Source organism: Kitasatospora sp. NPDC056184 (genome assembly GCF_042268405.1).
GTDB lineage: Bacteria > Actinomycetota > Actinomycetes > Streptomycetales > Streptomycetaceae > Kitasatospora.
The window spans coordinates 341,099-366,266 of the sequence record NZ_JBHJUI010000004.1 but is presented as its reverse complement, the minus strand read 5'-3'; the positions used below and the strand labels follow the sequence as shown (position 1 = coordinate 366,266).

Below are 25,168 nucleotides of genomic sequence, written 5' to 3'. Positions count from 1 at the left end.
ACTCCCAGTGTCGGCCGGGCGCGACCGTACCGCAGCGGGGCGGTGTCAGCGTGCGGGCGGGGGGCCGGCGACGGCGGCGAAGACGCCGTTGGCCACGGGGAGCGCGATCATCAGCGCGACCGCGGCGCTCATGTCCTCCCCCGGCTCGCCCGGTAGCCACAGGGTGGCGACCGCCATGGCGGCGACGACCAGCACGACGAGCACCGCCAGGCCGGCCTGCACCCCGCGGCGGCGGTTCGGCGGACCCTTGCGGAAGTAGTCGGCGGCGACTCCACTGGCGCCGAGGGCACAGGCCCCCCAGGGGATGTCCCGGACCCATTCGTCCCCCAGCACCAGCCACATCGCCAGGGCGAGAAGACCGAAGAGCGCCACCGTGGCCAGCTCGGCCACGATGGTCGCCTTCACGATGCCCCGGACGTGCATGGTCCGCCCCCCTCTGGATGTCCCTTCGGGGAGGCTACCCCGGACACCGGCCCGGTTCGATCCCCGGGTCGGCCCGTCCCCCTCCGGCTCTCCCCCGCCGACGGCAAGCATATCGTTGGGGCGCGAACGGACGCGAGACCCCGGCCGACCGACCGCGTGCCGGTCGGTCGGCGCGCCGGTCGGCCGGCGGGGCGGTCGGTCAGCGGGGCGGTCGGTCCGCGCGGCCGGAGCCCTGGGCGAGAACGGGAAGGGCGGACGGGGCGCCGACCGGGCCGAGGTGGAGGGTGTAGTGGTGCGGGGCCATCGCGGTCTCGCGGTCGGGGAGGGCGGCGATCACCGCGCGGTGGACGGCGGCCGGGGTGAGGGCCGGGTCGTCGGTGGCGAGGCGGGCGGCGAGGCCGTCCTCGGTGCGGGTGAGGTCGACGGCCGTGGCGGCGGGGCCGAGGGCTTCGGAGAGCAGGCCGCGGACGGCGTCGAGGTCGATCCAGTCGGCGCCGACGCGGTGCCAGTCGCCCGTCCGGGTGGCGGGGCGCAGGCCGCTGAGGGCGGCCAGTTCGGCGAGCGGCAGGGGCCGGTCGGCGGCGGCCGCGAGGACGGCGGGCACGGCGCGGGCGAAGCGCTCGGTGTCGGCCCGGTCCAGCACCTGGGGGCAGGCGAGCAGGGCGAACTCCAGGGTGCCGGTGGTCCGCAGGAGGTTGAGCATGAGCCGGACCGGCATCGGCTGGTCGGGCAGCCACTGCAGTTCGGGGTCGGCGACGGGCCCGGGGCGGGCCTCGGACATCGCCTCGGGGATGGCGAGGCTGAGGTCGTTGACGACGACCTGGCGGGCGAAGCGGGCGCCGCGCCGCTCGGCGACGTCCTCCAGAAGCCGCCAGACCTTGTCGGCGTTGAGGGTGCTGTGCCAGTAGCCGGTGAAGGAGGCGGACTTGGCCCGGCCGATGAGTTCGTCGAGGTCGCCGGCCTCGGTGTCGAGGGCGATCAGCGCGTCCTGGGCGAGGGTGCCGATGTGGTCGGCGAGGGCGGCGCGCTGACGGTTGGCGGACAGCGCGGAGAGCACCAGGTCGGTGCGGTCGGCGCGGTGGGCGGTGAGCGCGGCGAAGACGGCGAACAGGACGACCGACGGGCTGGCGGCGGTACGGCGGCAGACCGCTTCGAGGTCGGCGGCGCCGGTGCGGGAGCGCAGCAGCACGGCGGCGAGTCCGTCCGGCGGACCGGTGATGCCGTCGGTGGCGAAGACGGTCGACGGGCCGGTGGTGAGGATCGTCTCCCAGTGCTTGAGCGCGGCCGCGGTCTTGCGCCGGCCCTGTGTGCTCTGCTCCTGGGCGGCCACCTGGAGCGGGGTGCGGGAGGCGGCGGGCGGCAGTTCCGCACCGGCGGCGAGGGCGAGCCAGTCCTGGATGAGCAGGGTCACGGCGGCGCCGTCGACGCCCGCGTGGCAGGCCGTCACGACCAGCCGGCGCACCAGCTCCCCGTCGGCGAGGAGGGTGAAGCGCAGTCGCGGGGCGGCGTCCAGATCGACCGGCCGGGTGGCGTCGGCGCGTCCGGTCTCCTCGGCCAGTACGTCGAGTTCGGCGTCCGTCCGTCCGCCGGCGGGGACGGTGGCGACGGTGAACTCGCCCTCGGAGCGCACCTCCTGGCGTTCGGGGAAGGCGTCGGCGGTGGGGCCGGGCGGGAAGGCGGTGCGCAGCGACTCGTGGCGCTCGACCAGGGCGCGCAGCGCGTCGAGGGCGGCGCTCACGGTGGTGCCGTCGGGGACCGGCCAGGCGCCCGTCTGGTTCATCTGCTCGGGCCGGTCGCGCCGGATGCAGCGGATCATGTTGTCCTGGCCGAGGGTGAGCGGGCCGGAGCCGCTGCTCGCGCCGCCGTACCGGACGGAGATCCGCCCGGTCTGCTCTGCCACGTCGTACGTCACGTCGTCCGTGCCCTTCGGCTCGACTGGTCCCGGCGGGGTGCGATCGGGACGCTATCAGTGCGGAGATCGACTGGTACAGACCAGAATCCTGGGATGCAGAAAGAGATTTGACGGTTCGTCAGCTACTTGACGAGGTCGCGGCAACGGGCATGGCCCAGGTGCGGACACGGGCCCGGAACGGGCGGTCGCCGACGGCCGCGAGGGCGGCGCGGAACGGACCGGGGGCGGGCAGGTCGTCGACCCGGCACGGGCCCGGTCCGAGCGCGCCGGGGTCGGCGAGCAGCACCGGGGCCGGTCCGGCCAGCGGCAGGCCGAAGCCCTGGACGAGCCGCCCGCCGTACGCCTTGACGCAGGCCTCGCGGCGGCACCACAGCTCGGTGAAGCGCTCGGCGGGCGCCGGGTCGGCCGCGACCAGCGCCGCCTCGGCCGCGGGGAAGTAGCGCCGGGCCAGGCGCAGGGCGCCGCGGTCGTCGCGGACCTCCTCCACGTCGACCCCGACGGCGCGCCCCTCGGCGAGGGCGACGGCCGCGAGGGCGCCGGAGGCGGACTGGTTGACGGCGAGCCCGTCGATCCAGGGTTTGCCGTGCGGACCCCGGTGCCAGACGAGCCGCGCGGGGTCACGGCCGAGCCGGGCGCCGGCGAGCAGGCGGACGGCGCCGTGGGCGACGGTGAACCGCCGGCCGAAGCGCGGGTCCGGCCCGTCGGCGCGGGCGCGCTCGGCCGGGTCGAGCAGCTCGCGCAGGGCGCGGACCACCGGCTCGGGCTGGTCGGTGGGGATCAGCCAGACGTCGATGCGGTCGGCGCCCCCGCCGGTCCCTCCCCCGCCGGCTCCGACCTCGCCGGTCCCGTCCCCGCCCGTCCCCGCCCCGGGGCCGGCGGTCACGGCTGCGGACCGGAGCGCAGGGTCAGGGTGGAGAGCACGCCGAGCCGCGGGTCGAGGTCGGCGAGCAGCACGGGGCGCCGTTCGGCCCGCCAGGCCGGCAGCCGCTCGGCGAGCGCGGACCAGAGCCCGGTGAACGGCTGGCCCGCGGGGGTGCGGACGGCGTCCAGGCCGGGCACCTCCAGCGCGGCGGAGAGCAGCACGGCGGCCCCCTCCCCCAGTTCCTTCGCCCGGCGGCGCACCTCCTCGGCGGCGGATCCGGCGTCGGCCCCGCCGTCCTGGCCGACGTCCAGCTCCTCACCGGGCGCCGTCTCGCAGACCAGGACGACCGCGCAGTGCCGTTCGGGCAGGCTCACCGGCGCGGCCGGTTCGTAGTGCAGGGCGGTCTGCTCGGCGAGGACGACCACCGCGCGGTCGGCGACGCCGGTCCGCTGGTAGGCGGTGGCGGCGCGCAGCGCGCCGAACGCCCCGGCGGTGCCCTGGTCGCAGAGCGCGAGCCCGAGGGGCGTGCCCGCGCAGGAGCGGCTGAGCGCGAGCGAGGTGGGCGCACCGGGCCGGATGTCGGGCGAGTCGAAGGCCTGGACGAGCACGTCCGCCGGTTCGTTCGGGCCGAGCGCCTCGGCGAGCAGGCCGGCGGCCAGTTCCTCGTAGGCGTGCCCGACGCCCTCGGCCAGCAGGTCTTCGCGCAGCGGCAGGCCGTAGGGGCGGACCAGGTCGGAGACGAAGACCCGCAGGTCGGGGTCGAGGGAGAGTGCGGAGCGGCCTTCGGCGTACCGCGTCAGCACCCGGGTGAGGCCCGGTGCGGCGGGCACCGGTCAGTCCTCGGCGATGAGGTGCGAGGCGATGTAGTCGGCCAGGCTGGTGACCGAGCGCAGGTCGTCCTCGGTGATCTGCTCGACGTCGACCTGGAGGTCGAGTGCCTCCTCGGTCTCCAGGATCAGCTCGATGGTGCCGGCCGAGGTGAGGCCGAGGTCGTCGAACAGGCAGGCGTTCTCGGGGATCTCGGGCAGCTCGCGCTTGAGGACGCGCGGCAGCAGTTCGCCGAGGCTGTGCAGGATCCGGTCGCGCAGCTCGGTGTCGATGGTCTGGACCACTTGGTCGGACATGGGTGGGACCGTCCCGTCGTACGTGGTGGAGTGGGGGCCGGGACGCCGGGGAACCGGAGCCCGGGGAGGAGCGGCTGACGGAACGTCAGTGCTCGACAACCATGGCGGAGAAGGTCGCTCCGATGCCTGCGGCGGCGACGAGGTAGCGATCGCCGCGGCCGAGCAGCCCCCGCGTGGTGGCGGTGTGCAGGTTGATGAGGCCGTCCGCAGCGAAACTGTGCCCCACCGCGGGCACGTTGTCCAGCACCACCTTCCCGATCGGGAAGCCGATCCGGCGCGCGATCATCCGCCAGGAGGCCTGGTTGACGTTGTGCGGGAGCACCAGCGCGAGGTCGGAGAGGTCCAGACCGGCCTGGTCGAGGGCGGCCTCGATCGCCTCGACCATCACCGCCGGGTACTCGCGCTGGTAGCGGGCGAGCAGCTCCGGGTCCTCGGCCAGCCGGCCGTCGAACTCGGGGCGCTGGCGCACCGCGTAGGACAGCACGCGGTCCCGTTCGCCGTCGGCGCTGACCAGGCAGGCGGCCGCGCCCTCGGCGAAGATGCCGGTCTCGGGCACCACCTGGGCGTCCTTGGTGAAGGTCTTCTCCCCGGTGAGCACCAGGGCCAGCGCCTCCCGGTCGGGTTCTCCGGCCAGCAGGCGGCCCGCCAGGTCGACGGCCAACAGGCCGACGGCGCAGGCGTGGTGGGTGACGGTGAAGGCCTGGGCGTGGCCGAGGCCGTAGCGGTGGAGCAGGTCGTGCAGCGGGTTGAGCGGGTAGGGCACCGCCACCGGCATGCTGCGCGCGTGGATCACGAAACGGACGTTCCGTTCGCGTCCGCGCAGCTCCGGAAGGGCGTCGACGGCGGCGCCGAGCAGGTCGGGCAGCTTCCCGTCCGGGTCCAGTCGCAGCTGGTCCAGGCCGTGGAAGCGGCGGAAGAGTCGAAGTTGACGTGGGGTCAGGCCGATGCGCTCGCCCACTGCCTCGATGGGCACGATGTGGTGGGGGAGGTGAACGGCCACTGCCTCCAGTGCGGTCACGCGGGCTAGTATTCCCACGCCCGGCGGGTCCGCACAAGTGATCTCGGGCTGTTGCGGCCCACAGCCCGCACACCTCACCCGGGGAGCGCGCGCCCTTCGCGCCCGCCGTTCCCCCGCCCCCGCTTCGTCGAGCCGGTGGAGTCCCAGATGACCGATCGTGAACCTCCTGTCGCCGTACCGCCGGTCCGTCCGGCGCTGGTGTCCCTGCTGGCCGACGTCGCGCAGGCGCCGCCCGGCTGGGCCGCGCGGGTGACCCCGCAGGCCCGGCTGGACGGGGACCTGCTGCTCGACGAGACCGAGCTCGCGGCGCTGCACGAGGGCCTGCGCCGGGGCTTCGGTCCCTCCGTGGACCTCGCCGCGCTGCGGGCCGGACTCGACCTGGCCGGGCTGGAGGCGCTGACCGTGGCCGACGTCGAGCGGCTGCTGCCCGCGGAGGACGCCCGATGAGCCGCTTCCTGCTGGTGGTCCCGCCGCTGACCGGGCACGTCAACCCGACCGTGGGCCTGGCCCGGGAGCTGGTCGCGCGCGGCCACGAGGTGGCCTGGACGGGCACCGAGTCGGCGCTGCGGCCGCTGCTGGGGCCCGGCGCGACGGTGTTCGGCACCGGCACCCGGGCGTTCCGGGCGCAGGGCGGGCACGGGCTGGCCGCCGTCCGCTCGCTGTGGGAGGGCTTCATCGTCCCGTACGCGCGGTTCACCGCGAAGGCGCTGGACGCGGCGGTGCGCGAGTACCGGCCGGACGCGCTGTTGGTGGACCAGCACACGCCGGCCGGGGCGCTGGTGGCGCACCGGCACCGGCTGCCCTGGGGCACCCTGGCGCCGGGCGCGATGGAGCTGGGGCGGCCGTTCCGGGCGCTGCCGCTGGTCGAGCGGTGGACGGACGAGCTGCTCCGGGGCCTGTGGCGGCGGGCCGGGCTGCCCGAGGAGGAGTACACCGACCCGCGGTTCTCCCCCGCCCTGGTGCTCGCCTTCACCGGTCCGGCGCTCACCGGTCCCGGGCTGACCGGGGCGGAGCCGACCGGCGCCGAGGCGCTGCCCGCCCAGTACGCCCTGGTGGGGCCGGTGCTGGCGGATCGGCCCGCCGATCCGGACTTCCCCTGGGAGCGGCTGCTGCCGGACCGCCGGCGGGTGCTGGTCACCATGGGCACCCTCTCCGGCGAGCTGGGCGCGGACTTCCTGGCCCGCGCGGCGCGCGCGGTCGAGCTGGCCGGGCCGGGCGTTCAGGCCGTGTTCGCGGCGCCCGGCGGGCTGCTGCCCGAACTGCCCGCCGGCGCGGTGGCGGTCGACCGGGCTCCGGTGCTGGAGCTGATGCGGCGCGGGGCGCTGGACGCGGTGCTGTGCCACGGCGGGATGAACACCGTCGGCGAGGCGCTGGCGCACGGGCTGCCGCTGGTGGCCGCGCCGATCCGGCACGACCAGCCGTTCGTGGCGGCGCAGGTGGCGGCCGCCGGGGCCGGAGTGCGGGTGCCCTTCGCCCGGGTGACGCCGGATCGCCTCGGCGCGGCGCTGCGGAGCGTGCTGGAGGAGCCCGGGTACCGGGCGGCGGCGGCCCGGGTGGGCGCCGAACTGCTCGCCGGCGGCGGGGCCGTGACGGCCGCCGACCGGGTGGAGGCACTGGTCGCGGCCGGTCCCCCTCGGGCCAATCCATTGGTCTAGGCCATTGTTTCCGAGGCGTCGCAGACTCTAGGGTGGCCCGCAGCACCGCTTCCCTGGTGCCCCGCGCGCCGCCTTCCCGGCGCCCCGGCAACCCATCCCCGCACGGGAGTTCTGGTTGATCGAGACCAAGGGGCTGAGAAAGTCCTACCCTTCAAAGAAACGCGGCCAGCCCCCCGTGGACGCCGTCCGAGGCATCGACCTGGACGTCGAGCCAGGTGAGATCTTCGGCTTCCTCGGCCCCAACGGCGCCGGGAAGACGACCACCCTGCGGATGCTCGCCACGCTGATCCGCCCGGACGGCGGCGAGGCCCGGATCGCCGGCGCCGACCTGTTCGCCGACCCCGCCGAGGTGCGCCGGCGCATCGGCTACGTCGCCCAGGGCGGCGGCACCACCGACGCCGTCACCGCCCGCGAGGAACTCGTGATGCAGTCGCGGATGCACGGCAAGGGCAAGGCCGAGGCGCTGAGCCGCGCCGAGGCCGCGCTCAAGGCCTTCGAGCTCACCGAGTTCGGCGACCGGCCGTGCCGCACCTACTCCGGCGGCCAGCGCCGCCGGCTCGACATCGCGCTCGGCGTCATCCACGCGCCGAAGGTGCTGTTCCTCGACGAGCCCACGGTCGGCCTCGACCCGGCCAGCCGCGGCCACGTCTGGACCGAGATCCGGCGGCTGCGCGACGAGGGCATGACCGTCGTCGTCACCACCCACTACCTCGACGAGGCCGACGCGCTCTGCGACCGCGTCGCCATCGTCGACCACGGCGGCATCGTCGCCGAGGGCACGCCCGAGACGCTCAAGCGCGAGATATCCGGCGACGTCGTGCTCATCGGCCTCGGCACCGGCGAGGCCGAGCGGGCCGCCAAGGCGCTGCGCGAGCAGCCCGACCTGCCGGACCTCCACCGCCTGGAGCTGAGCGGCGAGGACGGCGTGCGGCTCTACCTGGACGACGGCGCCGCCGCCGTCCCGCGCCTGCTGCGCGCCCTCGACGGGGCCGGCGTCGTCACCGGCACCGTGCAGCTGCAACGGCCGAGCCTGGACGACGTGTTCCTGGCCCGCACCGGCCGCTCCATCGAGCAGTCCTGACCGCACCTCCGGATCCCCTGGGAGGGGCCCATGAAGCTCGCCCGTGACACCTGGCTGGTCTTCCAGCGCCAGTTGCTGCTGATGTGGCGAACCCCGGTCTGGATCGCCGTCGGGGTGATCCAGCCGGTCTTCTACCTGCTGCTCTTCGCGCCGCTGCTCAAGAAGGTGCTGGAGCCGATGGGCGCGCACAGCTACGCCGAGGCCTACCAGATCTACGTGCCCGGCCTGTTGGCCGTGCTCTGCATCTTCGGCGGCCTGTACACCGGCTTCAGCCTGCTCGGCGAGCTGCGGGCCGGGATCATCGAGCGGGCCCGGGTCACCCCGGTCAGCCGGCTCGCCCTGCTGCTCGGCCGGGCCCTGCGCGAGACGGTGGCGCTGCTCGTCCAGGCGGTGATCATCACCATCATCGCGCTGCCGTTCGGCCTTCGGGTCGGTCCGCTGGACCTGGTGCTGGCCTTCCTGCTGATGGGCCTGCTCGCGCTGATGACCTCCGCGATCTCCTACGGGATCGCGCTGGTGCTGCCGGCGGACGAGGCGATGGCGCCGGTGGTGAACACCGTCGCCCAGCCGATCGCGCTGCTGTCGGGCACGCTGCTGCCGCTGGCGCTGGCGCCGATGTGGCTGCAGACGATGGCCAAGTGGAACCCCTTCTACTGGGCCGTGGAGGGCATGCGCGCGCTGTTCTCGGGCGACGTCGGGGACAGTGTGGTCTGGCAGGGCCTGCTGGTGGTCGCGCTGATGACGGTGGCGGCGGTGTTCTGGTCGGCGCGGCTGTTCTCGACCCGGGTGCGCTGACCCGGGCGCGGTGGCGCGTTCGCGCGGCGGTGGCGATCGGGCGCTCGGGCTGTCGGGCGGTCGGGCGGTCGGCTCACGGGAACCGGAGTCGGGCGGCCGACCGTCATGGCGGTTGAGGCGCGGGCCGGTTGGTTGTCCCGGTGGCACCGGCGGGCCTATCGTCCAATCAGTCGATCGCCAGTTCACCACCTCGTCAGTTCGCCATGTCGTCAGCTCGTCGAGAGGAACCGCATGAGCCCCCGGTCCGAGAACACCCCGGCCGCCGACCGCGCCGGCCTGCCCGCGCTGCGCCGCGGCACCCGACTGGCCATCGTGGGCGGGGCGATCGCCGCACTGCCCGTCGCGGGCCTGCTCGCGGCCACCCCGGCCGCCGCCAAGCCGCCGGTCAAGGCCGCCGAGGCCCGGCCGGCGGCCGCCGTCGCCGCCAAACCGCCCGTCAAGGCCATCGCGGCCAAGCCCCCGGCCAAGGCGGTGACCGCGAAGCCCCCCGCCAAGGTGGTGGCCGCCAAGCCGCCCGCCAAGGTCGTCGCCGCCAAGCCTCCGGCCAAGGCGGTCGCGTCCAAGCCGGTGGCGAAGGCGGTCCCCGCCAAGCCCCCGGCCAAGGCCGTCGCCGCGAAGCCCCCCGTCAAGGCGGTCGCGGCCAAGCCCCCTGTCAAGGCCGTCGCGGCCAAGCCCCCCGTCAAGGCCGTCGAGGCCGCCCCGGGGGCCGCCGGCACCCGCTGACCGGACGACGACGGCGGCGCCCCCCGTTCCCGGGAGGCGCCGCCGTCGTGCGGTGCGTCGTGCGGCGCGGAGGCCACGGAGGCCGGAGTCAGTCCGCCCGGGCCGTCTCGGCGCGTACGAAGTCCGCCAGCCGGGCGACGCCGGCCGCGATCCGCTCGGGCGTCAGGGAGCTGATGGAGAGCCGCAACCGGTGCTCCCCGCCGCCCGCCGGATAGAACGGCGCCATCGGCGTCCAGAGCACGCCGAACTCGCGGGCGCAGCGCTCCATCGCCGCGTCGTCGGCCGCGAAGGCCACCGTGACCACCGCGAAGAAGCCGCCCTCCGGCACGTTCCAGGACAGGCCCAGACGGGCCCGCTCGGCGGCCGGGAAGCACCGCTCCAGCTCGGCCAGCAGCACGGCCATGCCGGCCGCGTAGTGGGCCGTGGCGGGGGCGTTGGCGGCCCGCAGCCGGCAGTCGTGGGTGAGCAGCATGCCGCCGATCACCGCCTGGCTGAGGGCCGGGGTGTTGACCGTCGTCATGCTCTTCAGCTTGGCCAGCTCGTCGGCCAGCAGGGTGCGCCGCCCGCCGGGGCCGGCCACCTCCTGGTCGGCGACCACGTAGCCGAGCCGGGCGCCGGGGAAGCAGGTCTTGGCGAACGAGCCCAGATAGACGACCCGGCGGTGGCGGTCCAGCGCCTTGAGGGTGGGCCGCTCCCCCGCGTCCCGGGCGAAGAAGCCGTACGGGTTGTCCTCGATGACCAGCAGGTCCTCCTCGGCGGCCGTCGCCAGCAACCGGGTGCGGGCCGGGACGGGCATCGAGGTGCCGGAGGGGTTGGCGAAGTCCGGCACCACGTACAGGGCGCGCGGGCGCCGGCCGGCGGCGCGGACCTCGCGGGCGGCGGCGCGCACGGCCGCCGGGTCGGGACCGCCGTCCGGGCCCTCGGGGACGGGCACGGTGGTCAGGTCGAGCAGCCGGGCCGCGCCGGTGACGCCGACGTAGCAGGGCGAGCTGACCAGCAGCACGTCGTCGGGGCCGGCGCAGAGCGCGCGCAGCACCAGCAGCATGCCCTCCTGGGCACCGACCGTCAGGACCAGTGCCTCGGGGGCCACGGCGAGGTTCTCGTCGTGGGCCAGGGTGCGGGCGACCAGGTCGTTGATGACGCCCTTGGTCGGCCCGTACTGGAACAGGGTGGTGCGGATCGCGTCGCGGTCCAGGCCGGTGGCGGCCAGGTGGTCGAGGTAGGCGTCCAGGTAGGCGGGGACGTCCTCGGGTTCGAAGAACCCTTCGTAGGGGCGGCCGGGGGCGAAGGAGACCGCCTGCGGGTAGCGGGTGGTGACCTCGTTGAGGAAGGTCATCGCGTCCAGCAGCGGGTCCGCGAGGGAGCCGTGCAGCTCTCCGAGCGGGAGCGTGACGGGCTCGGCGGCCCCGGCCGGGTCCGCGAGCGGCAGGGAGGCCGCGGGGGCGCTCACGCGAGGGCCTCGCGCAGCCGCGCGGCCGCGTACGCCTGGGCCTCGGCGGCGCCGTCCAGGGTGCCGGTCATCGCGAAGAACCCGTGCGGCATGCCCGCCCAGCGCCGCAGCTCGACGGGGACGCCCGCGGCGCGCAGCGCCTCCGCGTACTGCTCGCCCTCGTCGCGCAGCGGGTCGTACTCGGCGGTGACGACGGTGGCGGGCGGCAGCCCGGCCAGGCTCGGGGCGCGCAGCGGGGAGGCGTGCGGGTGGGCGCCGTCGGCCGGGTCGGCCAGGTAGTGGCCCCAGTACCAGGCGACCGAGCGGCGGTTGAACAGCGCCGGGTCGTCGTGCTCGCGCAGCGAGTCGGTGTCGGCGTGCGCGTCGGTGTTGGGGTAGACGAGCAGCTGGTGGCGGAGCGCCGGGCCGCCCTCGTCGCGGGCGAGCAGGGCGAGCACGGCGGCGAGGTTGCCGCCCGCGCTGTCGCCGGCGACGGCGAGGCGCCCGACGTCCAGGCCGAGGCCGTCCGCGTGCGCGGCGAGCCAGCGGGCGGCGGCGGCGCAGTCCTGGACGGCGGCCGGGAACGGGTGCTCGGGGGCGAGGCGGTAGCCGACGGAGGCGGTGGCGCAGCCGACGGCGTTGGTCAGCGCACGGCAGATCGCGTCGCTGGTGTCGGGCGAGCCGAGGGTCCAGCCGCCCCCGAACAGGTAGAGCAGGACGGGCAGCGGGCGGCCGTCGGCGGGCGGCTCGGGCCGGTAGAGGCGCAGCGCGAGCTCGCCGCCGGGGCCGGGGAGGCGGTGCTCCTCGACGGCGGCGACCGGCTCGGGGGTGCCCGCGGCGGCGCGGATGTCGGCGAGGTCGGCGGCGCGGGCCTCGGCCACGGTGAGGCTGTAGAGCGGGGCCGTGCCGGCGCTCGCGCGGCGGTCGCGCAGCGCCTGGGCCTGGGGGTGCAGGGGCATCGGGGTGTCCTCGGAACGGGGCCGGGTCAGCGGTCGGCCTCGACGTAGATGGTCTCGTCGGTGCGGAAGGCGGTGTCCAGGTCGGCGACGTCGGCGCGGGCGCCTTCGCGGTAGGCGCAGTGCCGGATCCGGCCGTCCTCGAAGCCGGCCCGGGTCAGGACGTGCCGCAGCTCGTCCAGGTCGTAGATCCACTGGTGACCGTAGTAGCGGAAGATCTGGTTGACCAGGAAGGCGGGGCGCTGCGGCATCGGCGGGCCGAAGCCCAGGGTGGTCAGGCGCCGGCGGTGCTTGGTGAGGAAGCCGTCGCCGGTGGCGTAGCCGGTCAGGTAGCGGGCCAGGTCCGGGGTGGTGATCCGCAGCACGCCGCCGGGGCGCAGCACCCGCCGGGCCTCGCGCAGCCAGCCGATCGCGACCGGCATGGTGACGTGCTCGATGAGGTGCTCGGCGTAGACCCAGTCGACGCTGGCGTCGGCGAAGGGCAGCGGCTCGGAGATGTCGAGCTGGGTGAACCAGCGGTCGCCGTCGACCCGGTAGAGGGTGCCGGGCTCGGTGGTGGCGTCGGGGCCGCGCAGGGCGGTGAGGTCGGTTCCGAGGCCGGCCGGGTGGTCGGTGCGGAAGGCGGCGAACTCCAGGCCGGTGATGCCGAGCGCGGTGAAGTCCCCGTGGTCGTGGGGCAGCCCGCCGTCGGCGGGTTCCAGCTTCCGGCAGGTGGCGACGTCGGCGCTGAACCGGTCGAGCTGCTCGGCGAGGCCGTCGGGGTCGTCCCAGTCCCAGCCGGGGAAGGCGTCCTGTCTGTTCATGGTGTCGTCTTTCGGTCGTTCCGTCGGGTGTTGCTCCGCGCGCGAAGGGCGGAGCGGGCTCACAGGGGCCAGGGCGCGAGGGCGGTGCGGTCCAGGTGGGCGGCGGTGGGGCGGCCCAACAGGGCCATAGTGTGCTCCAGTTCGTCGCGCAGCAGGTCGAGGACGCGGGACACGCCCGCCTCGCCGCCGGTGGCCAGGCCCCAGAACGCCGGGCGGCCGACCAGGACGGCGCGGGCGCCGAGGGCGAGGGCGAGGGCGATGTCGGCGCCGCCGCGCACGCCGCCGTCGAGCAGCGCCGGCAGGTGCGGCGGCAGGGCGTCGACGACCTCGGGGAGGGCGGCCAGGGCGGGCAGCGCGCCGTCGAGTTGGCGGCCGCCGTGGTTGGAGACGACGACCGCGTCGACGCCGTGCTCGGCGGCGAGCCGGGCGTCCTCGGCGGTCAGCACGCCCTTGAGGACGATCGGCAGCCGGGTGCGTTCGCGCAGCCAGCCGAGGTCGGCCCAGGTCAGGGTGGGGTCGAACTGCTCGCGGGCGTGCTCGGCGATGCCTGAACTTCCCCGGCCGGCGCGGTGGCTGGCGGCCATCAGGTCGGGGTCGAGGTTGACCGCGCGGATCTCCGGGGGGACGGCGAAGCCGTTGCGCAGGTCGCGCAGCCGCCGGCCGATCCGGGGGGCGTCGACGGTGAGCAGCAGGGCGGCGAACCCGGCCGCCTCGGCACGCTCCACCAGGGCGGCGAGGACGTCGCGGCGGCGCAGCCAGTAGAGCTGGAGCCAGAGCGGTCCGGTCGCCGCGGCGGCGATCTCCTCCAGGGTGCGGCTGGCGAAGATGCCGGCGACCAGCAGGGCGCCTGCCTTTCCGGCCGCCCGGGCGGTCGCCGTCTCGCCGTCCGGATGGACCAGTCGGTGGTAGGCCATCGGGGCAATTCCGACCGGCAGTTGCAGGGTGGTGCCGAGCAGGTCGACGGCGGGCGTGCAGACGGAGACGTCGACGAGCGTGCGCGGGCGGAACGCATGGCGTCCGAACATTTCCCGGTTGGCCGCCGCGGTGCGTTCCGTGCCACTGCCGCCTTCGATGAAATCCCAGATTTCCGGGGGGAGTTGCTCGCGCGCGGCGCGTTCGATCCCGGCCAGTGTGAGTGGTGCCACGGGCATCCTCGTTCCCGGACCGGCCGCGCTCGGACCGGTCCACGGATCGGCAGCGTAGGAGGTCTACACCGCATTGGTATAGACCTTGATTTGACCAATCGTCTGTGCGAAGGTCTGGCAACGGAATTGGACGTATTGCTTGTGATGGCATGTGAACATCATCGTCCAAGTGTCCATGACAAATCTCCTCACTGTGTGGAGTGGCGTTGACCGGCTTTTCCCCTTCTTCTCCGCCGCCCGCCTCACCCCCGCACGCCGACGCTCCCGCCGACTGGGTCGACCGGGTGCTGCTGGCCGGCCCCGGGGGTGAGGAGTGCCTCCGCTTCGGCACGCCCGTCGACCGCGACGCCCTGCGCGCGCTGGTCGCCGAGCAGGCCGAGCGGCTGGCCGCGGCCGGCCTCGGCCCGGGCGGCACCGCCGCCCTGCGGCTGCCGCCCTCGCTGGGCTTCGTCGCCGTACTCCTGGCGGCCTGGCAACTGCGGGCGCAGGTGGCCCTGTTGGACCACCGGCTGACCGACCACGAGGTCGAGCTGGCGGTCGACCGGCTGGCCCCGCAGGTGCTGGTCGGCTCGGCCTCGCGGCCGGCCGCCGCGGCACTGCGCGGCTACTCGCTGGTCGACCCGGTCGCCGTCCGGCTGCCCGCCGGCCGGCCCGCCGGGACCGGCCACGCGCTGGTGCAGCTCAGCTCGGGCTCGACCGGCCCGGCCAAGGTGATCGCGCGCACCGCGGGCGACCTGATCCGCGAACTCGACTGCTACCGCGGACTGGCCGCGTTCCCCGGCGAGGGCGAGCGGGTGGTCCTGCTCTCCTCGGTGGTGCACGTGCTCGGCCTGGTCGGCGGGCTGCTCAACAGCCTGCACGCGCGCGCCCCGCTCACCGTCCCGGACCGGATGACGGCGGCGGGCATCCTCGGCGCGGTCGCCGCCGACGGCCGCCCGACCACCGTGATCGGGGTGCCGTTCCACGCCGAGCTGCTGGCCGGCGCGACCGACCCGCCCGAACTGCCGCAGCTGCGGCGGATGGTGGTGGCCGGCGAACTCGTCCGCCCGGGCCTGCCCGCCGCGTTCACCGCGCGGTACGGCGTGCCGCTCGGCACCATGTACGGGATGACCGAGACCGGGGTGATCGCCACCGACCTGGACGGCACCCTGTCCCCGGCCAAGCGGCCCGTGCACGGCATGGAGCTGCGGCTCGTCGGCGGCGAGCTCCAGTTGGGCACACCCGCCTCGCCCTACCCCGGACTCGACGACCCGACCCGCTGGGCGGACGGCTGGCTGCACACCCGTGACGCCGCCGTGCTCGACCCGGACACCGGCCTGGTCACCGTGCTGGGCCGACGGGACTCGCAGGTCTCGATCGGCGGACTCAAGGTCGACCTCACCGAGGTCGAGCAGACCCTCGCCGCGCTCCCGCAGGTCCGGGAGGCCGTGGTGGTCTTCGACGACGGCGCCATCGAGGCCTACCTCTCGGCCGAGGACGGCGCCGACCGGACCCTCGTCCAGGACGGCCTCGCCCAGCAGCTCGCCGCCTACAAGCGGCCGCGCCGGCTGGCCTTCCTGCCGCAGCTCCCCCGCACCGCCACCGGCAAGCTGCTGCGCGACCCGGCCGCCCTGCGCGCCGCCGCCGGCTGACCCGGGCGCGCCGCGACCCGGCGCGCCCGGCCGCGCACCACCCGCCTCCGGCGCCCTCGGCCACCCTCGGCCCGAGGACCGCCGGCCCGTCCCGACCGGGACTTCGGAGCCTTCCCCGACGGGCAGGTTCGGCCTGCCCGTCGGGACCACCACCGGCCCCCGGTGGACCGCGTTCCCACCCCGACGACCCCGGGCGCCCGCGCGCACCCGGACACAAGGAGCCCACCATGCAGGACCGCATCCGCGCGTTCGTCCTCGCCGCACTGGCCGAGATGCAGTACGACGTCTCCGAGGTCACCGGCGACACCGACCTCGGTCCGGCCGGCCTGGACCTGGAGTCGCTCGCGCTCGCCGAACTCTCGGTCCAGGTCGAGGACGAGTACGGGGTCAAGTTCGACCTCGACGAGATGGAGACCACCGCGCTGATGACGCTCGACCAGTTCACCGCCGACGTCGCCGCGCGGATCGCCGCCGGCACCGCCACCGCCGCCTCGGGCAGCCCGGCGTGACCGACCTCGCCCGCCCCGACCGGGCCGAGGTGCTGACCATGCTCGCGGCGTTCGGGCAGCGCGCCGCGGAGGACGTCCCCGAGGAACTCGGCTCGCTCGAACTCACTTGGCTGATCGCCGAGTTCGAGCAGCGCTACGGCATCGAGCCGGACCTCGACGACGACGCCTTCGAGGCCGTCCGGACGGTCGACGACGCCGTCGCCGTGTTCCGGGCGGCCGTGCTCGCGGCCGGCGGCCCCGCCGCGACCGGAGCCGGAGCCGTCACCGACGCCGGTGCGGGGGCCGCGCGGCCATGACCCGCCACGCCCCGCCCGCCGTCCGGCCCGTGGTGACCGGCGTCGGCGTGCTCAGCGCGGCCGGCGACGGGCCCGCGGCGCTCACCGAGGCCGTCGTCCACGGCAAGGCCGCGTTCGCCGCGGTCACCCGGTTCGACGTCTCGGCGCGCCGCACCGTGCGCGCCGCGCTGCTGCCCGAGCCGCGCCCGCTCGCCGACGCCGTGGTCGCCGCCGTCGGCCAGGCCTGCCGCCGGGCCGGCCTGGCGCCGGGCGCGCCCGGCGCCGGGCCGCCCGTGCTGCTCGCGCTGCACAGCGACCTGCGCACCCGGGAGACCGTCGCCGCGGTCGCCGCCGCAACCGCGGCCGCCTGGGGCACCCCCGGGGTCACCCGCGCCTACACCGGCGCCTGCGTCGCGGCGGCGAGCGCCGTCGCCGACGCCGCCGCGCTGGTCGCCGCCGGCCGCCACCCCCGGGTGCTGGTCGCCGCCGGACACCTGGTCGAGCCGGGCGTCTTCGCCGCCTTCGACGCCGGGCGGGCGCTGGCCCGCGACGGCGAGCTGCGCCCGTTCAGCGCCGGCCGCAGCGGCACCCTGCTCGGCGACGCGGCCGCCGCCGTCCTGGTGGAGGCCGAGCCGGAGGCCGAGCGGCGCGGCGCGCCCGTGCTGGCCCGGCTGGCCGGCTGGGGCCGGGCCGGCGACGCGCACCACGTCTGCCGCCCCGAACCCGAGGGCGACGGCGTGGCACGCGCCGTCGGGGCCGCGCTGGAGCGGGCCGGGATCGCCCCGGACGAGGTCGGCTACGTCAACGCCAACGGCACCGGCTCGACGCTGTCGGACCACGCCGAGGCCAAGGCGCTGCACCGGGTCTTCGGCGCGCACACCGCGCGGCTGCCCGTCAGCTCCAGCAAGGCCGTGCACGGCCACGCCCTGGAGGCCTCGGCACTGCTCGAACTCGTCGTCACCATCGGGGCGTTGACCGAAGGCCTGCTGCCGGTCAACGCCGGCTGGCTGGGCCCGGACCCGGAGATCGGCCTGGACCTCGTGCTCGACGGCCCGCGCGCCGCCCGGCCGCGCTACGCGCTCACCCTCAACTCCGCCTTCGGCGGCGCCAACACCGCACTCCTGGTGGCCGCCCGATGACCGCGCTGCGCATCCTCGCCGAGGCCGCCTGGCCCGACCCCGACGCCCGCGAGCCCGAGCCGCTCCCCCCGCTGCCCGGCTTCGCCGCCTCCTCCTTCAACCCCCTGGTGGCCGAGACCGCCGAACGCTGCCTGCGCGCCCGCCACGGCGCGGCCCCGGCCCCCGGCCGGACCGCGCTGCTGCTGGCCAGCGCCGGCGGCGACCGCGCCACCGCCCGCGCCATCGACGAGGCCGCCGCCGACACCGCCCGGCGGATGCCCCCGCTGCTGTTCTTCCAGTCCAACCCGAACGCCGTCCTCGGCCACATCGCCGCCCGCTGGGGCCTGACCGGCCCGGTGGTGGCGATCACTCCCGCCCAGCCCCCGCCACCCGGACGGGTCCCGCAGGACGCGCTCGACCTGGCGGAACTGCTCCTCGCCGACGGCGACGCCGACCAGGTCCTCGTCATCGCCGCCGAACAGGCCGACAAGGCCGACCGCCCGGACGACGCCGACAGCACCGCCGACGCCGACCGCCCGGACGGCACCGACCGGGCCGTCGCCCTGCTGGTCGCCCCCGCCTGACCCCCCGCCCACCCGACCGACCCCGAACCCGCCGAACGCCCGCCCCACACCCCCTGCGCACCACCGGCGCGAGCGGTCCCCCACCCGCCGCGTCCCGCCGCAGCACGCCCGCACGCCCGCACCCCGGGAGGGATCCACCCCGTGAGCATCCGCAGTATCCGCACCCAGCTGGCGGACGACCCGGCCGTCGGCGCCGGAAACGTCCTCACCAGCCGCCTCGCGCTCGGCCTCGGCCTCGACGAGCCGCTGCTGACCTTCGACACCCCGGTGGACGACCACGCCGCCTGGCAGCCCTTCACCCTCGCCGAGCTGGACCGCGCGGTCCGCGCCCGGGCCGCCGCCCTGCACGCCCTGGGCATCGGCCGCCGCGACCCGGTGGTGGTGTACGCGAGCGACGCCGCGGACCACGTGCTCGCCTTCCTCGCGCTGGCCCGGCTCGGGGCCGTCCCCGCGCTGCTCAACCCCCACCTGGACGGCGAGCGGGCCGCCCGCTACATCGCCAAGCTCGGCCCGGTCGGCATCCTCGCCGACCCGCCGCACCTGGCCGCGCTGGCCGGCCACGAGCCCGGTGCCCCCGCGCTGCCGGAGATCGCCACCCTCGGCTCCGGCGACCCCGAGGCCGCCCCCGAGCCCTACCGGCACTGGGCTGGCGACCCGGTCGCGATCACCCACTCCTCCGGCACCACGGGCATGCCCAAGGCCGTGGTGCACTCGCACGCGAGCCTGTACGCGGCGATCCGCCACCGCGCCCGGCTGCCCCGCCCGCAGGGCCAGGACCGGATGCTCAGCGCCCTGCCCGCCCCGCACGCCGCCACCCTGATCGCGGTCAACCTCGCCCTCGCCTCGCACACCCAACTCGCCCTGCTCTCCAGCCAGTCCGGCGCCGGCGTGCTGGACGCGATCGAGCAGTGGCGCCCCAGCGGCGTGGTCGGCTTCGCCGCCACCTGGGCCGATCTCGCCCACCACGACCTGGCCGCACGGAAGTTGGACTCGGTCGCGCTCTGGTGGAACACCGGCGACTGCGCCCACGAGGTGCACATCCGCCGCCTGGTCGCCGCCGGCAGCCGCGAGTCGGTGACCCGCGAGGGCCGGGTCCGGGTGCCCGGCTCGCTGTTCGTGGACGGCCTCGGCTCCACCGAGATGGGCCACTCGCACTTCTTCATCACCCACGGCCCCGACACCGAGCGCTACGGCCGCTGCGTCGGGCGCCCGCACGCCTTCGTCGACTGCGAACTCGTCGGCCCCGACGGCGAGCCGCTCGGCCCGGGCGAGGTCGGCGAACTCGCCACCGCCTCCCCGACCCTGGCCCTCGGCTACTGGAACGACTCCGCCACCACCTACCGCACCCGGCTGCGCGGGCGCTTCCTCACCGGCGACCTGATGTACCGGGACGAGGAGGGCTACTACTACCACGTCGACCGGGCCGTCGACTCGGTCGAACTCGGCGACGGCAAGCGGCTGTTCACCGCGATGTCGGAGGAGCGGGTGCTGGCCGCCTGCCCCGACGCGCTGGACTGCACGGTGGTCGCGGTGCGCGACGGCGAGCGGGTCGTCACCGATGTGCTGCTGATCCTGTCCGCCGGGGCCGACCCGGCCGCCGACCGCACCAAGGCCGTCACCGCCGCCCTGGACGAGGCCGCCGCGGCCACCGTCCGCCAGGTCGTCGTGGTGGCCGGGGACGACATCCCGCTCGGCCCCACCGGCAAGGTGCGCAAGGTCCTGCTGCGCCAGCGCTACCTGGACTCGGTCTCCGGGGCGGGCGCATGAGCGCCGCCCGCCGCCCGGGCGCCGTGGTCACCGGCATCGGCCTGGTGACCCCGCTCGGCCGCAAGCCCGCCGAGGTCTTCGACGCGCTCGCCGCCGGCCGCTCCGGCATCCGCGCCCTGCCCGAGGGCCATGCCGCCCACGGCTGGCTGACCGCGGCCGGCCTCGCCCCGGCGGTGGACGGCCGCGAGGTGCTGCCGCCCACCGAGACCCGCTGCGTGGACCGCTTCGTGCTGCTCGCCCTGGCCGCCGCCGACGACGCGCTCGCCGACGCCGGCCTGGTGGTCGGCGAGGACGCCGACCCGCACCGCACCGCCGTGGTGCTGGCCACCGGCGGCGGCGGCCTGGAGACCTTCGAGCAGCAGTCCCACCGGCGTCTCGAACGCGGCCGCCCCGGCGTCAGCCCCTACCTGCTGCCCGGCATGCTCTCCAACATGGCCACCGCCCGGATCGCCATCAAGCACGGCATCCGCGGCTTCAGCACGGCCATCGTGACGGCCTGCGCGGCCGGCGCCCAGGCCGTCGCCGAAGGGCTGCGGCTGATCCGCTCCGGCGACGCGGACGTGGTGGTGTGCGGCGGCACCGAGTCCTCGCTGCACCCGACGATCGCCGCCGCGTTCACCAACGCCCGCGCGCTGTCCTCCGGTTGGGACGAACCGGCGCAGGCCAGCCGGCCCTTCGACAGCCGGCGCAACGGCTTCGTGCTGGGCGAGGGCAGCGCCGTCCTGGTGCTGGAGAGCCCCGAGCACGCCGCCGCCCGCGGCGCCGCCGGGTACGCCGACCTCACCGGCTGGGGCGCCTCGACCGACGCCCACCACCCGACCATGCCGCGGCCCGACGGCGCGGGCGCCGCCGACGCGATGCGCGCCGCGCTCGCCAGCGCGGGCCTCGCCCCCGCCGACATCGGCTACGTCAACGCCCACGGCACCGGCACCAAGCTCGGCGACGTCGCCGAGACCGCCGCGCTGACCGCCGTCTTCGGCGAGCACCGCCCGGCGGTCAGCTCCACCAAGGGCGCCACCGGCCATCTGCTGGGCGCGGCCGGCGCGTTGGAGGCCGCGGTCACCGCACTCGCGGTCGCCCGGGGGACGCTGCCGCCGACCGTCAACCTCGACGAGCCGGACCCGGCCTGCGACCTGGACCACGTCCGGGGCGCGGCCCGCGCCGTCCCGCTCACCGCCGCCCTGAGCAACGCCTTCGCCTTCGGCGGGCACAACCTCAGCCTGGTATTCGAGCCCGCCTCCACCCCGTCCGTCCGCTGACGCCGCCCGGCGCCACAGCCCGGACACCCGTGCCAGGCCACTCGTCAACTCGCGATCCCCCGGGGAGATCCCGTTGTCCATCCAGTCCATAGCCCACGTCGAGTACCACTGCGCCGACGCCGACGCCGCCGCGGCCGGGCTCTGCGCCGACTACGGCTTCACCGCCGTGCCCCCCGAGCCGGAACAGCTCGCCGCGGCCGAGTCCGCGAACGCGCGCACCCTCCTGGTGCAGCAGGGCAGCATCCGGTTCCTGCTGCGCTCGGCCGCCGACCCGGCGCACCCGGTGGCCCGCTACGCCGACCGGCACGGCGAGGGCGTCGCGGCCCTCGCCCTCTCCTGCCCCGACCCGCAGGCCGCCCTGGACCGCGCCGAGCGGCACGGCGCCCGGGTGCTCGACCGGGCCGGCGGGCTGGTCGCCGGCTTCGGCGACACCGCCCTGCGGTTCGTCCCGGAGGCGCCGACCGCGCCCGGGTCCGCCGACGGCGGCGCGCCGCGGCTGCTGGACGCCCTCGACCACGCCGCGATCTGCCTGCCGGCCGGCGAGCTGGCGGACGCGGTGAAGTTCTGCGAGGCCGCGCTCGGCATGCACCGCATCTTCGGCGAGTACATCGAGGTCGGCGAGCAGGCGATGGACTCCAGCGTGGTGCAGAGCGCCTCCGGCGAGGTCACCTTCACCCTCATCGAGCCCGACACCACCCGCCGCCCCGGCCAGATCGACACCTTCCTCGCCGACCACGACGGCGCCGGCGTCCAGCACCTGGCCTTCCGCACCGGCGACATCGCCACCGCCGTGCGCACCGTCCGCGACCGCGGCGTGGCGTTCCTGACCACGCCCAGCACCTACTACGACGCGCTCACCGAGCGGCTCGGCGGCACCGCCATCCCGGTCGGGACGCTGCGCGAGCTGGACGTGCTGGTCGACCAGGACCACGGCGGCCAGCTGTTCCAGATCTTCGCCCGCTCCACCCACCCCCGGCGGACGTACTTCGTGGAGCTGATCGAGCGCCAGGGCGCCGGCACCTTCGGCACCGCCAACATCAAGGCGCTCTACGAGGCCGTCGAGCGCCAGCGCGCCGCCGCCTCGGTCTGAGCCGCCGCCCTCCGACGTCCGCCCGAGCCCTCACCACCACAGGAGGCCCGTCCCCCATGACCACCGCACCCGCCGCACCCGCGTTCCACCTCACCGAGGCCGAACGCGCCCTGCTGCCCACCCCCGAGGAGGTGGCCGGCTACCTGGAGCACGGCTGGTACCTGTCCCGCAAGCTGTTCAGCGACGAGGAGCTGGACACCCTGCAGGCCGCCACCGAGCGCTACTACGCGGGCCACCGCGACCGCACCCTGCCGGTCCGCCCGCCGCGGCTGGCCTCCTGGGAACCCGCGCACGGACCGGTCCAGCGGCACAACGACTACGTGCACTACGAGAGCGACGCGATCGCCGCGATCCTGCGCAAGCCGCTGCTGGGCGCCGTCGCCGCGCTGCTCGCCGAGGCCGAGGAGGTCCGGGTCTTCCAGGCCACCCTCATCTACAAGCCCCCGGTGCCGGGCGAGCCCAGCAACCAGGTGCCGTGGCACTTCGACAAGCACTACTGGCAGACCTCGACCTCGGAGCGGATGCTCACCGCCTTCCTGCCGTTCCACGACTGCGGCGAGGAGAACGGCACCATCACCATGGTGGACGGCAGCCACCGCTGGAAGGAGCTGCCCTCCGGGGAGGACTCCACCCGGCACTTCGCCGACCGCGACAACTCCGAGCTGGACGCGATCCTGGACGCCAACGCGGCGTACAACGGGACCGAGGTCCGCAAGGTCCCGATGATCATCCCGCGCGGCCACGTCAGCTTCCACCACTGCCGCACCTACCACGGCAGCGGCCCCAACCTGGCCTCCCACCCGCGCCGGGCGGTCTCGCTGCACCTCCAGGACGGCGCCAACGCCTACCGGCGCGCCACCCGCCCGGACGGCGACACCGTCGTGTACAACCACGACGTGCTGGTGCGCCGCACCGCCGACGGCCGCCCCGACTACGCCGACCCGGACTTCTGCCCGCCGGTGTGGCAGGGCGCGCTGTGACCCCTGGCGCTCCCGCCGCCGCACCCGCCGTCGCCGCCCTCGACACGCCCGAGCGGCGGTACCGGATGCTGCGGCTGATCCGCTCCTTCGAGGAGCGGGCGCTCGACCTGGTGAAGTCCGGGGTGATCATCGGCGGCATCCACCCGTACATCGGGCAGGAGGCCGTCGCGGTCGGCGTCTGCGCCGCGCTGGGAGCGGGCGACCGGCTCGCCTCCACCCACCGCGGGCACGGCCACGTGCTGGCCCGCGGCCTGGAGCCGGCCCGGATGCTGGCCGAGCTGGCCGGGCGGATCGGCGGGTCCAACCGCGGCCGGGGCGGCTCGATGCACGCCGCCGACCTGCGCCTCGGCATCCTCGGCGCCAACGGCATCGTCGGCGCCGGCGCGCCCATCGCGGTCGGTGCCGCCTGGGCCGACCGGCAGGCCGGCTCGGACGCCGTCGCGGTCGCCTTCTTCGGCGACGGCGCGCTCAACCAGGGCGTGCTCCTGGAGTCGCTCAACCTGGCCGCGATGTGGCGGCTGCCGGTGCTCTTCGTCTGCGAGAACAACGGCTACGCCACCACCCTGCCGGCCGACACGGCGGTCGCGGGCAGCGCGACCGGCCGGGCGGCCGCCTTCGGCATCCCGGCCGAGGAGGTCGACGGCATGGACACCGAGGCGGTCCGGGCCGCCGCCGAGCGGGCCGTCGCCCGGGCGAGGTCCGGGGGCGGCCCCGGCTTCCTGGAGTGCCGCACCTACCGGTTCGAGGGCCACCACACCATGGAACGGCGGATGAAGCTGCACTACCGCACCCCCGAGGAGGTGGCCGCCTGGCGCGAGCGCGACCCGCTCCACCGGGCCGCCGCCGCGATCGGCGCCGACCGCGCCGCCGCCCTGGACGCCGAGGTGGCCGCCGAACTCGCGGCCGCCGAGGAGTTCGCGCTCGCCTCGCCGCACCCGGACCCGGCCGGCGCCGCCGACCACCTGTACGCCTCCGGACTGCGGCCCCGGGCGGGGGCGGTGGCATGAGGCTCTCCTACACCAAGGCGCTCAACCGGGCGCTGGCCGACGAGCTGGCCGGCGACCCCGCCGTCTGCGTCTTCGGCGAGGACATCGGTGCCGGGATGGCCGGGCCCACCCTCGGGCTGCTGGACCGGTTCGGGCCGGAGCGGATCGTCGACACCCCGCTCTCCGAGCAGGCGTTCACCGCGATGGCGCTCGGCGCGGCACTGGCCGGGCGACGACCGGTGCTGGAGTTCCAGATCCCCTCGCTGCTGTTCCTGGTCTTCGAGCAACTCGTCAACCAGGCGCACAAGTTCTCGCTGATGACCGGCGGCCAGGCGGGCGTCCCGCTCACCTGCCTGGTCCCCGGCTCGGGCTCCCGGGACGGCTGGGCGGGCCAGCACTCCGACCACCCGTACAGCCTGTTCGCGCACGCCGGGATGAAGACCGTCGTGCCGGCCACGCCGACCGACGCCTACGGGCTGCTCCGCTCGGCGATCCAGGACCCGGACCCGGTGGTGGTCTTCGCCCCGGCCGCCGCGCTGCCGGTCCGTGAGACCGTCACCTGGGACCTGGCCCCGATCCCGCTCGGCAGCGCCCGGGTGCACCGCACCGGCACGGACGTCACCCTGGTCGCCGTCGGGCACCTGGTGCACGACGCGCTGGCGGTGGCCGAGGAGCTCGCCGGGGAGATCTCGGTCGAGGTGCTCGACCCGCGCACGCTGTACCCGTTCGACTGGGCCGCGCTCGGCGCCTCGCTGGAGCGCACCGGCCGGCTGGTGGTGATCGACGACTCCAACCGCAGCTGCGGGATCGGCGCGGAGGTGCTGGCCACCGCCGCCGAGGAGTTCCGGCTCACCGCCCCGCCGCGCCGGGTCACCCGGCCGGACGGCACGGTGCTGCCGTTCGCCCCCGCGCTCGACCGGGCCCTGCAGCCGGACCGGGAGCAGCTGCGGCACGCGCTGCGCGCCGTCATGAAGTGACGACTCGTCACCACCCGAACCGGGGGCGGCCCTTGAGGCCTCCCCCGGTTTCGCGTGGAGACGCCG

The 25,168-nt window shown here is 76.0% G+C and carries 26 protein-coding genes; 16 read left to right on the top strand and 10 right to left on the bottom strand.

What is annotated here, in order from left to right:
- Positions 1 to 45: 45 nt before the first annotated feature.
- The 6 genes from ACFC0B_RS11580 to ACFC0B_RS11555 form a co-directional block, all read right to left on the bottom strand.
- Positions 46 to 423: a hypothetical protein gene (locus ACFC0B_RS11580; protein ID WP_376084957.1), complete on the bottom strand. Its 378-nt coding sequence runs from the start codon at positions 421 to 423 to the stop codon at positions 46 to 48.
- Between the two features lie 199 nt (positions 424 to 622).
- Positions 623 to 2,335, bottom strand: coding sequence for a condensation domain-containing protein (locus ACFC0B_RS11575; protein WP_376084956.1), 1,713 nt, complete (start codon positions 2,333 to 2,335; stop codon positions 623 to 625).
- A gap of 118 nt (positions 2,336 to 2,453) precedes the next feature.
- Positions 2,454 to 3,218 carry a 4'-phosphopantetheinyl transferase family protein gene (locus ACFC0B_RS11570; RefSeq protein ID WP_376084954.1) on the bottom strand — a complete coding sequence of 255 codons (765 nt, stop codon included), beginning with the start codon at positions 3,216 to 3,218 and terminating at the stop codon, positions 2,454 to 2,456.
- Positions 3,215 to 4,027: a hypothetical protein gene (locus tag ACFC0B_RS11565; protein WP_376084953.1), complete on the bottom strand. Its 813-nt coding sequence runs from the start codon at positions 4,025 to 4,027 to the stop codon at positions 3,215 to 3,217. The genes ACFC0B_RS11570 and ACFC0B_RS11565 overlap by 4 nt, the downstream gene beginning before the upstream one ends.
- Before the next feature lie 3 nt (positions 4,028 to 4,030).
- The gene (locus ACFC0B_RS11560) at positions 4,031 to 4,321 is read right to left on the bottom strand and encodes an acyl carrier protein (RefSeq protein ID WP_376084952.1); all 291 of its coding nucleotides are present in this window, start codon (positions 4,319 to 4,321) and stop codon (positions 4,031 to 4,033) included.
- A gap of 85 nt (positions 4,322 to 4,406) precedes the next feature.
- Positions 4,407 to 5,339 carry a 3-oxoacyl-[acyl-carrier-protein] synthase III C-terminal domain-containing protein gene (locus ACFC0B_RS11555; RefSeq protein WP_376084950.1) on the bottom strand — a complete coding sequence of 311 codons (933 nt, stop codon included), beginning with the start codon at positions 5,337 to 5,339 and terminating at the stop codon, positions 4,407 to 4,409.
- 147 nt (positions 5,340 to 5,486) lie between these two features.
- On the opposite strand from ACFC0B_RS11555, the gene ACFC0B_RS11550 reads away from it, so the two are divergent.
- From ACFC0B_RS11550 to ACFC0B_RS11530, 5 genes are all read left to right on the top strand, one after another.
- A complete protein-coding gene (locus tag ACFC0B_RS11550; protein WP_376084949.1) occupies positions 5,487 to 5,786 on the top strand; it encodes a hypothetical protein in 300 nt (99 codons plus the stop codon).
- Positions 5,783 to 6,994, top strand: coding sequence for a glycosyltransferase (locus ACFC0B_RS11545; protein WP_376084947.1), 1,212 nt, complete (start codon positions 5,783 to 5,785; stop codon positions 6,992 to 6,994). The genes ACFC0B_RS11550 and ACFC0B_RS11545 overlap by 4 nt, the downstream gene beginning before the upstream one ends.
- Before the next feature lie 175 nt (positions 6,995 to 7,169).
- On the top strand, positions 7,170 to 8,075 hold the full coding sequence (locus ACFC0B_RS11540; protein ID WP_376084945.1) for an ATP-binding cassette domain-containing protein: 906 nt from the start codon (positions 7,170 to 7,172) through the stop codon (positions 8,073 to 8,075).
- A gap of 30 nt (positions 8,076 to 8,105) precedes the next feature.
- Complete coding sequence (locus tag ACFC0B_RS11535) at positions 8,106 to 8,870, top strand: ABC transporter permease (protein ID WP_376084943.1); 765 nt, start codon at positions 8,106 to 8,108, stop codon at positions 8,868 to 8,870.
- A gap of 231 nt (positions 8,871 to 9,101) precedes the next feature.
- Positions 9,102 to 9,593: a hypothetical protein gene (locus ACFC0B_RS11530; RefSeq protein ID WP_376084942.1), complete on the top strand. Its 492-nt coding sequence runs from the start codon at positions 9,102 to 9,104 to the stop codon at positions 9,591 to 9,593.
- Between the two features lie 88 nt (positions 9,594 to 9,681).
- On the opposite strand, the gene ACFC0B_RS11525 is transcribed toward ACFC0B_RS11530, so the two are convergent.
- From ACFC0B_RS11525 to ACFC0B_RS11510, 4 genes are read right to left on the bottom strand one after another with little or no spacing between them, the layout of a single operon-like run.
- Positions 9,682 to 11,043 (bottom strand): PLP-dependent aminotransferase family protein, encoded by a 1,362-nt coding sequence (locus tag ACFC0B_RS11525; RefSeq protein WP_376084940.1) that lies wholly within the window; start codon positions 11,041 to 11,043, stop codon positions 9,682 to 9,684.
- Positions 11,040 to 11,981: an alpha/beta hydrolase gene (locus ACFC0B_RS11520; protein WP_376084938.1), complete on the bottom strand. Its 942-nt coding sequence runs from the start codon at positions 11,979 to 11,981 to the stop codon at positions 11,040 to 11,042. The genes ACFC0B_RS11525 and ACFC0B_RS11520 overlap by 4 nt, the downstream gene beginning before the upstream one ends.
- Before the next feature lie 26 nt (positions 11,982 to 12,007).
- The gene (locus tag ACFC0B_RS11515; RefSeq protein WP_376084936.1) at positions 12,008 to 12,781 is read right to left on the bottom strand and encodes a methyltransferase domain-containing protein; all 774 of its coding nucleotides are present in this window, start codon (positions 12,779 to 12,781) and stop codon (positions 12,008 to 12,010) included.
- 59 nt (positions 12,782 to 12,840) lie between these two features.
- Positions 12,841 to 13,932: an alpha-hydroxy acid oxidase gene (locus tag ACFC0B_RS11510; protein WP_376084934.1), complete on the bottom strand. Its 1,092-nt coding sequence runs from the start codon at positions 13,930 to 13,932 to the stop codon at positions 12,841 to 12,843.
- A 194-nt stretch (positions 13,933 to 14,126) separates the two neighbouring features.
- Here ACFC0B_RS11510 and ACFC0B_RS11505 point away from each other — a divergent pair, with 194 nt between their 5' ends.
- The 11 genes from ACFC0B_RS11505 (at position 14,127) to ACFC0B_RS11455 (ending at position 25,102) form a co-directional block, all read left to right on the top strand.
- Complete coding sequence (locus ACFC0B_RS11505; RefSeq protein WP_376084932.1) at positions 14,127 to 15,557, top strand: class I adenylate-forming enzyme family protein; 1,431 nt, start codon at positions 14,127 to 14,129, stop codon at positions 15,555 to 15,557.
- A gap of 227 nt (positions 15,558 to 15,784) precedes the next feature.
- Complete coding sequence (locus ACFC0B_RS11500) at positions 15,785 to 16,066, top strand: phosphopantetheine-binding protein (protein ID WP_376084930.1); 282 nt, start codon at positions 15,785 to 15,787, stop codon at positions 16,064 to 16,066.
- Entirely contained in the window at positions 16,063 to 16,362 is a 300-nt protein-coding gene (locus tag ACFC0B_RS11495; RefSeq protein ID WP_376084928.1) for an acyl carrier protein, read from the top strand. Before ACFC0B_RS11500 ends, ACFC0B_RS11495 begins: the two co-directional genes overlap by 4 nt.
- Complete coding sequence (locus tag ACFC0B_RS11490) at positions 16,359 to 17,480, top strand: beta-ketoacyl synthase N-terminal-like domain-containing protein (RefSeq protein ID WP_376084926.1); 1,122 nt, start codon at positions 16,359 to 16,361, stop codon at positions 17,478 to 17,480. Before ACFC0B_RS11495 ends, ACFC0B_RS11490 begins: the two co-directional genes overlap by 4 nt.
- Complete coding sequence (locus ACFC0B_RS11485) at positions 17,477 to 18,043, top strand: hypothetical protein (RefSeq protein ID WP_376084924.1); 567 nt, start codon at positions 17,477 to 17,479, stop codon at positions 18,041 to 18,043. Before ACFC0B_RS11490 ends, ACFC0B_RS11485 begins: the two co-directional genes overlap by 4 nt.
- 141 nt (positions 18,044 to 18,184) lie before the next feature.
- On the top strand, positions 18,185 to 19,810 hold the full coding sequence (locus tag ACFC0B_RS11480) for a class I adenylate-forming enzyme family protein (RefSeq protein WP_376084922.1): 1,626 nt from the start codon (positions 18,185 to 18,187) through the stop codon (positions 19,808 to 19,810).
- A complete protein-coding gene (locus ACFC0B_RS11475; RefSeq protein ID WP_376084920.1) occupies positions 19,807 to 21,069 on the top strand; it encodes a beta-ketoacyl-[acyl-carrier-protein] synthase family protein in 1,263 nt (420 codons plus the stop codon). The genes ACFC0B_RS11480 and ACFC0B_RS11475 overlap by 4 nt, the downstream gene beginning before the upstream one ends.
- Before the next feature lie 73 nt (positions 21,070 to 21,142).
- Positions 21,143 to 22,159, top strand: coding sequence for a 4-hydroxyphenylpyruvate dioxygenase (gene hppD / locus ACFC0B_RS11470; RefSeq protein WP_376084918.1), 1,017 nt, complete (start codon positions 21,143 to 21,145; stop codon positions 22,157 to 22,159).
- A 56-nt stretch (positions 22,160 to 22,215) separates the two neighbouring features.
- Positions 22,216 to 23,139, top strand: coding sequence for a phytanoyl-CoA dioxygenase family protein (locus ACFC0B_RS11465; protein WP_376084916.1), 924 nt, complete (start codon positions 22,216 to 22,218; stop codon positions 23,137 to 23,139).
- Complete coding sequence (locus ACFC0B_RS11460) at positions 23,136 to 24,146, top strand: thiamine pyrophosphate-dependent dehydrogenase E1 component subunit alpha (protein WP_376084914.1); 1,011 nt, start codon at positions 23,136 to 23,138, stop codon at positions 24,144 to 24,146. Before ACFC0B_RS11465 ends, ACFC0B_RS11460 begins: the two co-directional genes overlap by 4 nt.
- Complete coding sequence (locus ACFC0B_RS11455) at positions 24,143 to 25,102, top strand: alpha-ketoacid dehydrogenase subunit beta (protein ID WP_376084912.1); 960 nt, start codon at positions 24,143 to 24,145, stop codon at positions 25,100 to 25,102. The genes ACFC0B_RS11460 and ACFC0B_RS11455 overlap by 4 nt, the downstream gene beginning before the upstream one ends.
- The last annotated feature ends 66 nt before the right edge of the window (positions 25,103 to 25,168 follow it).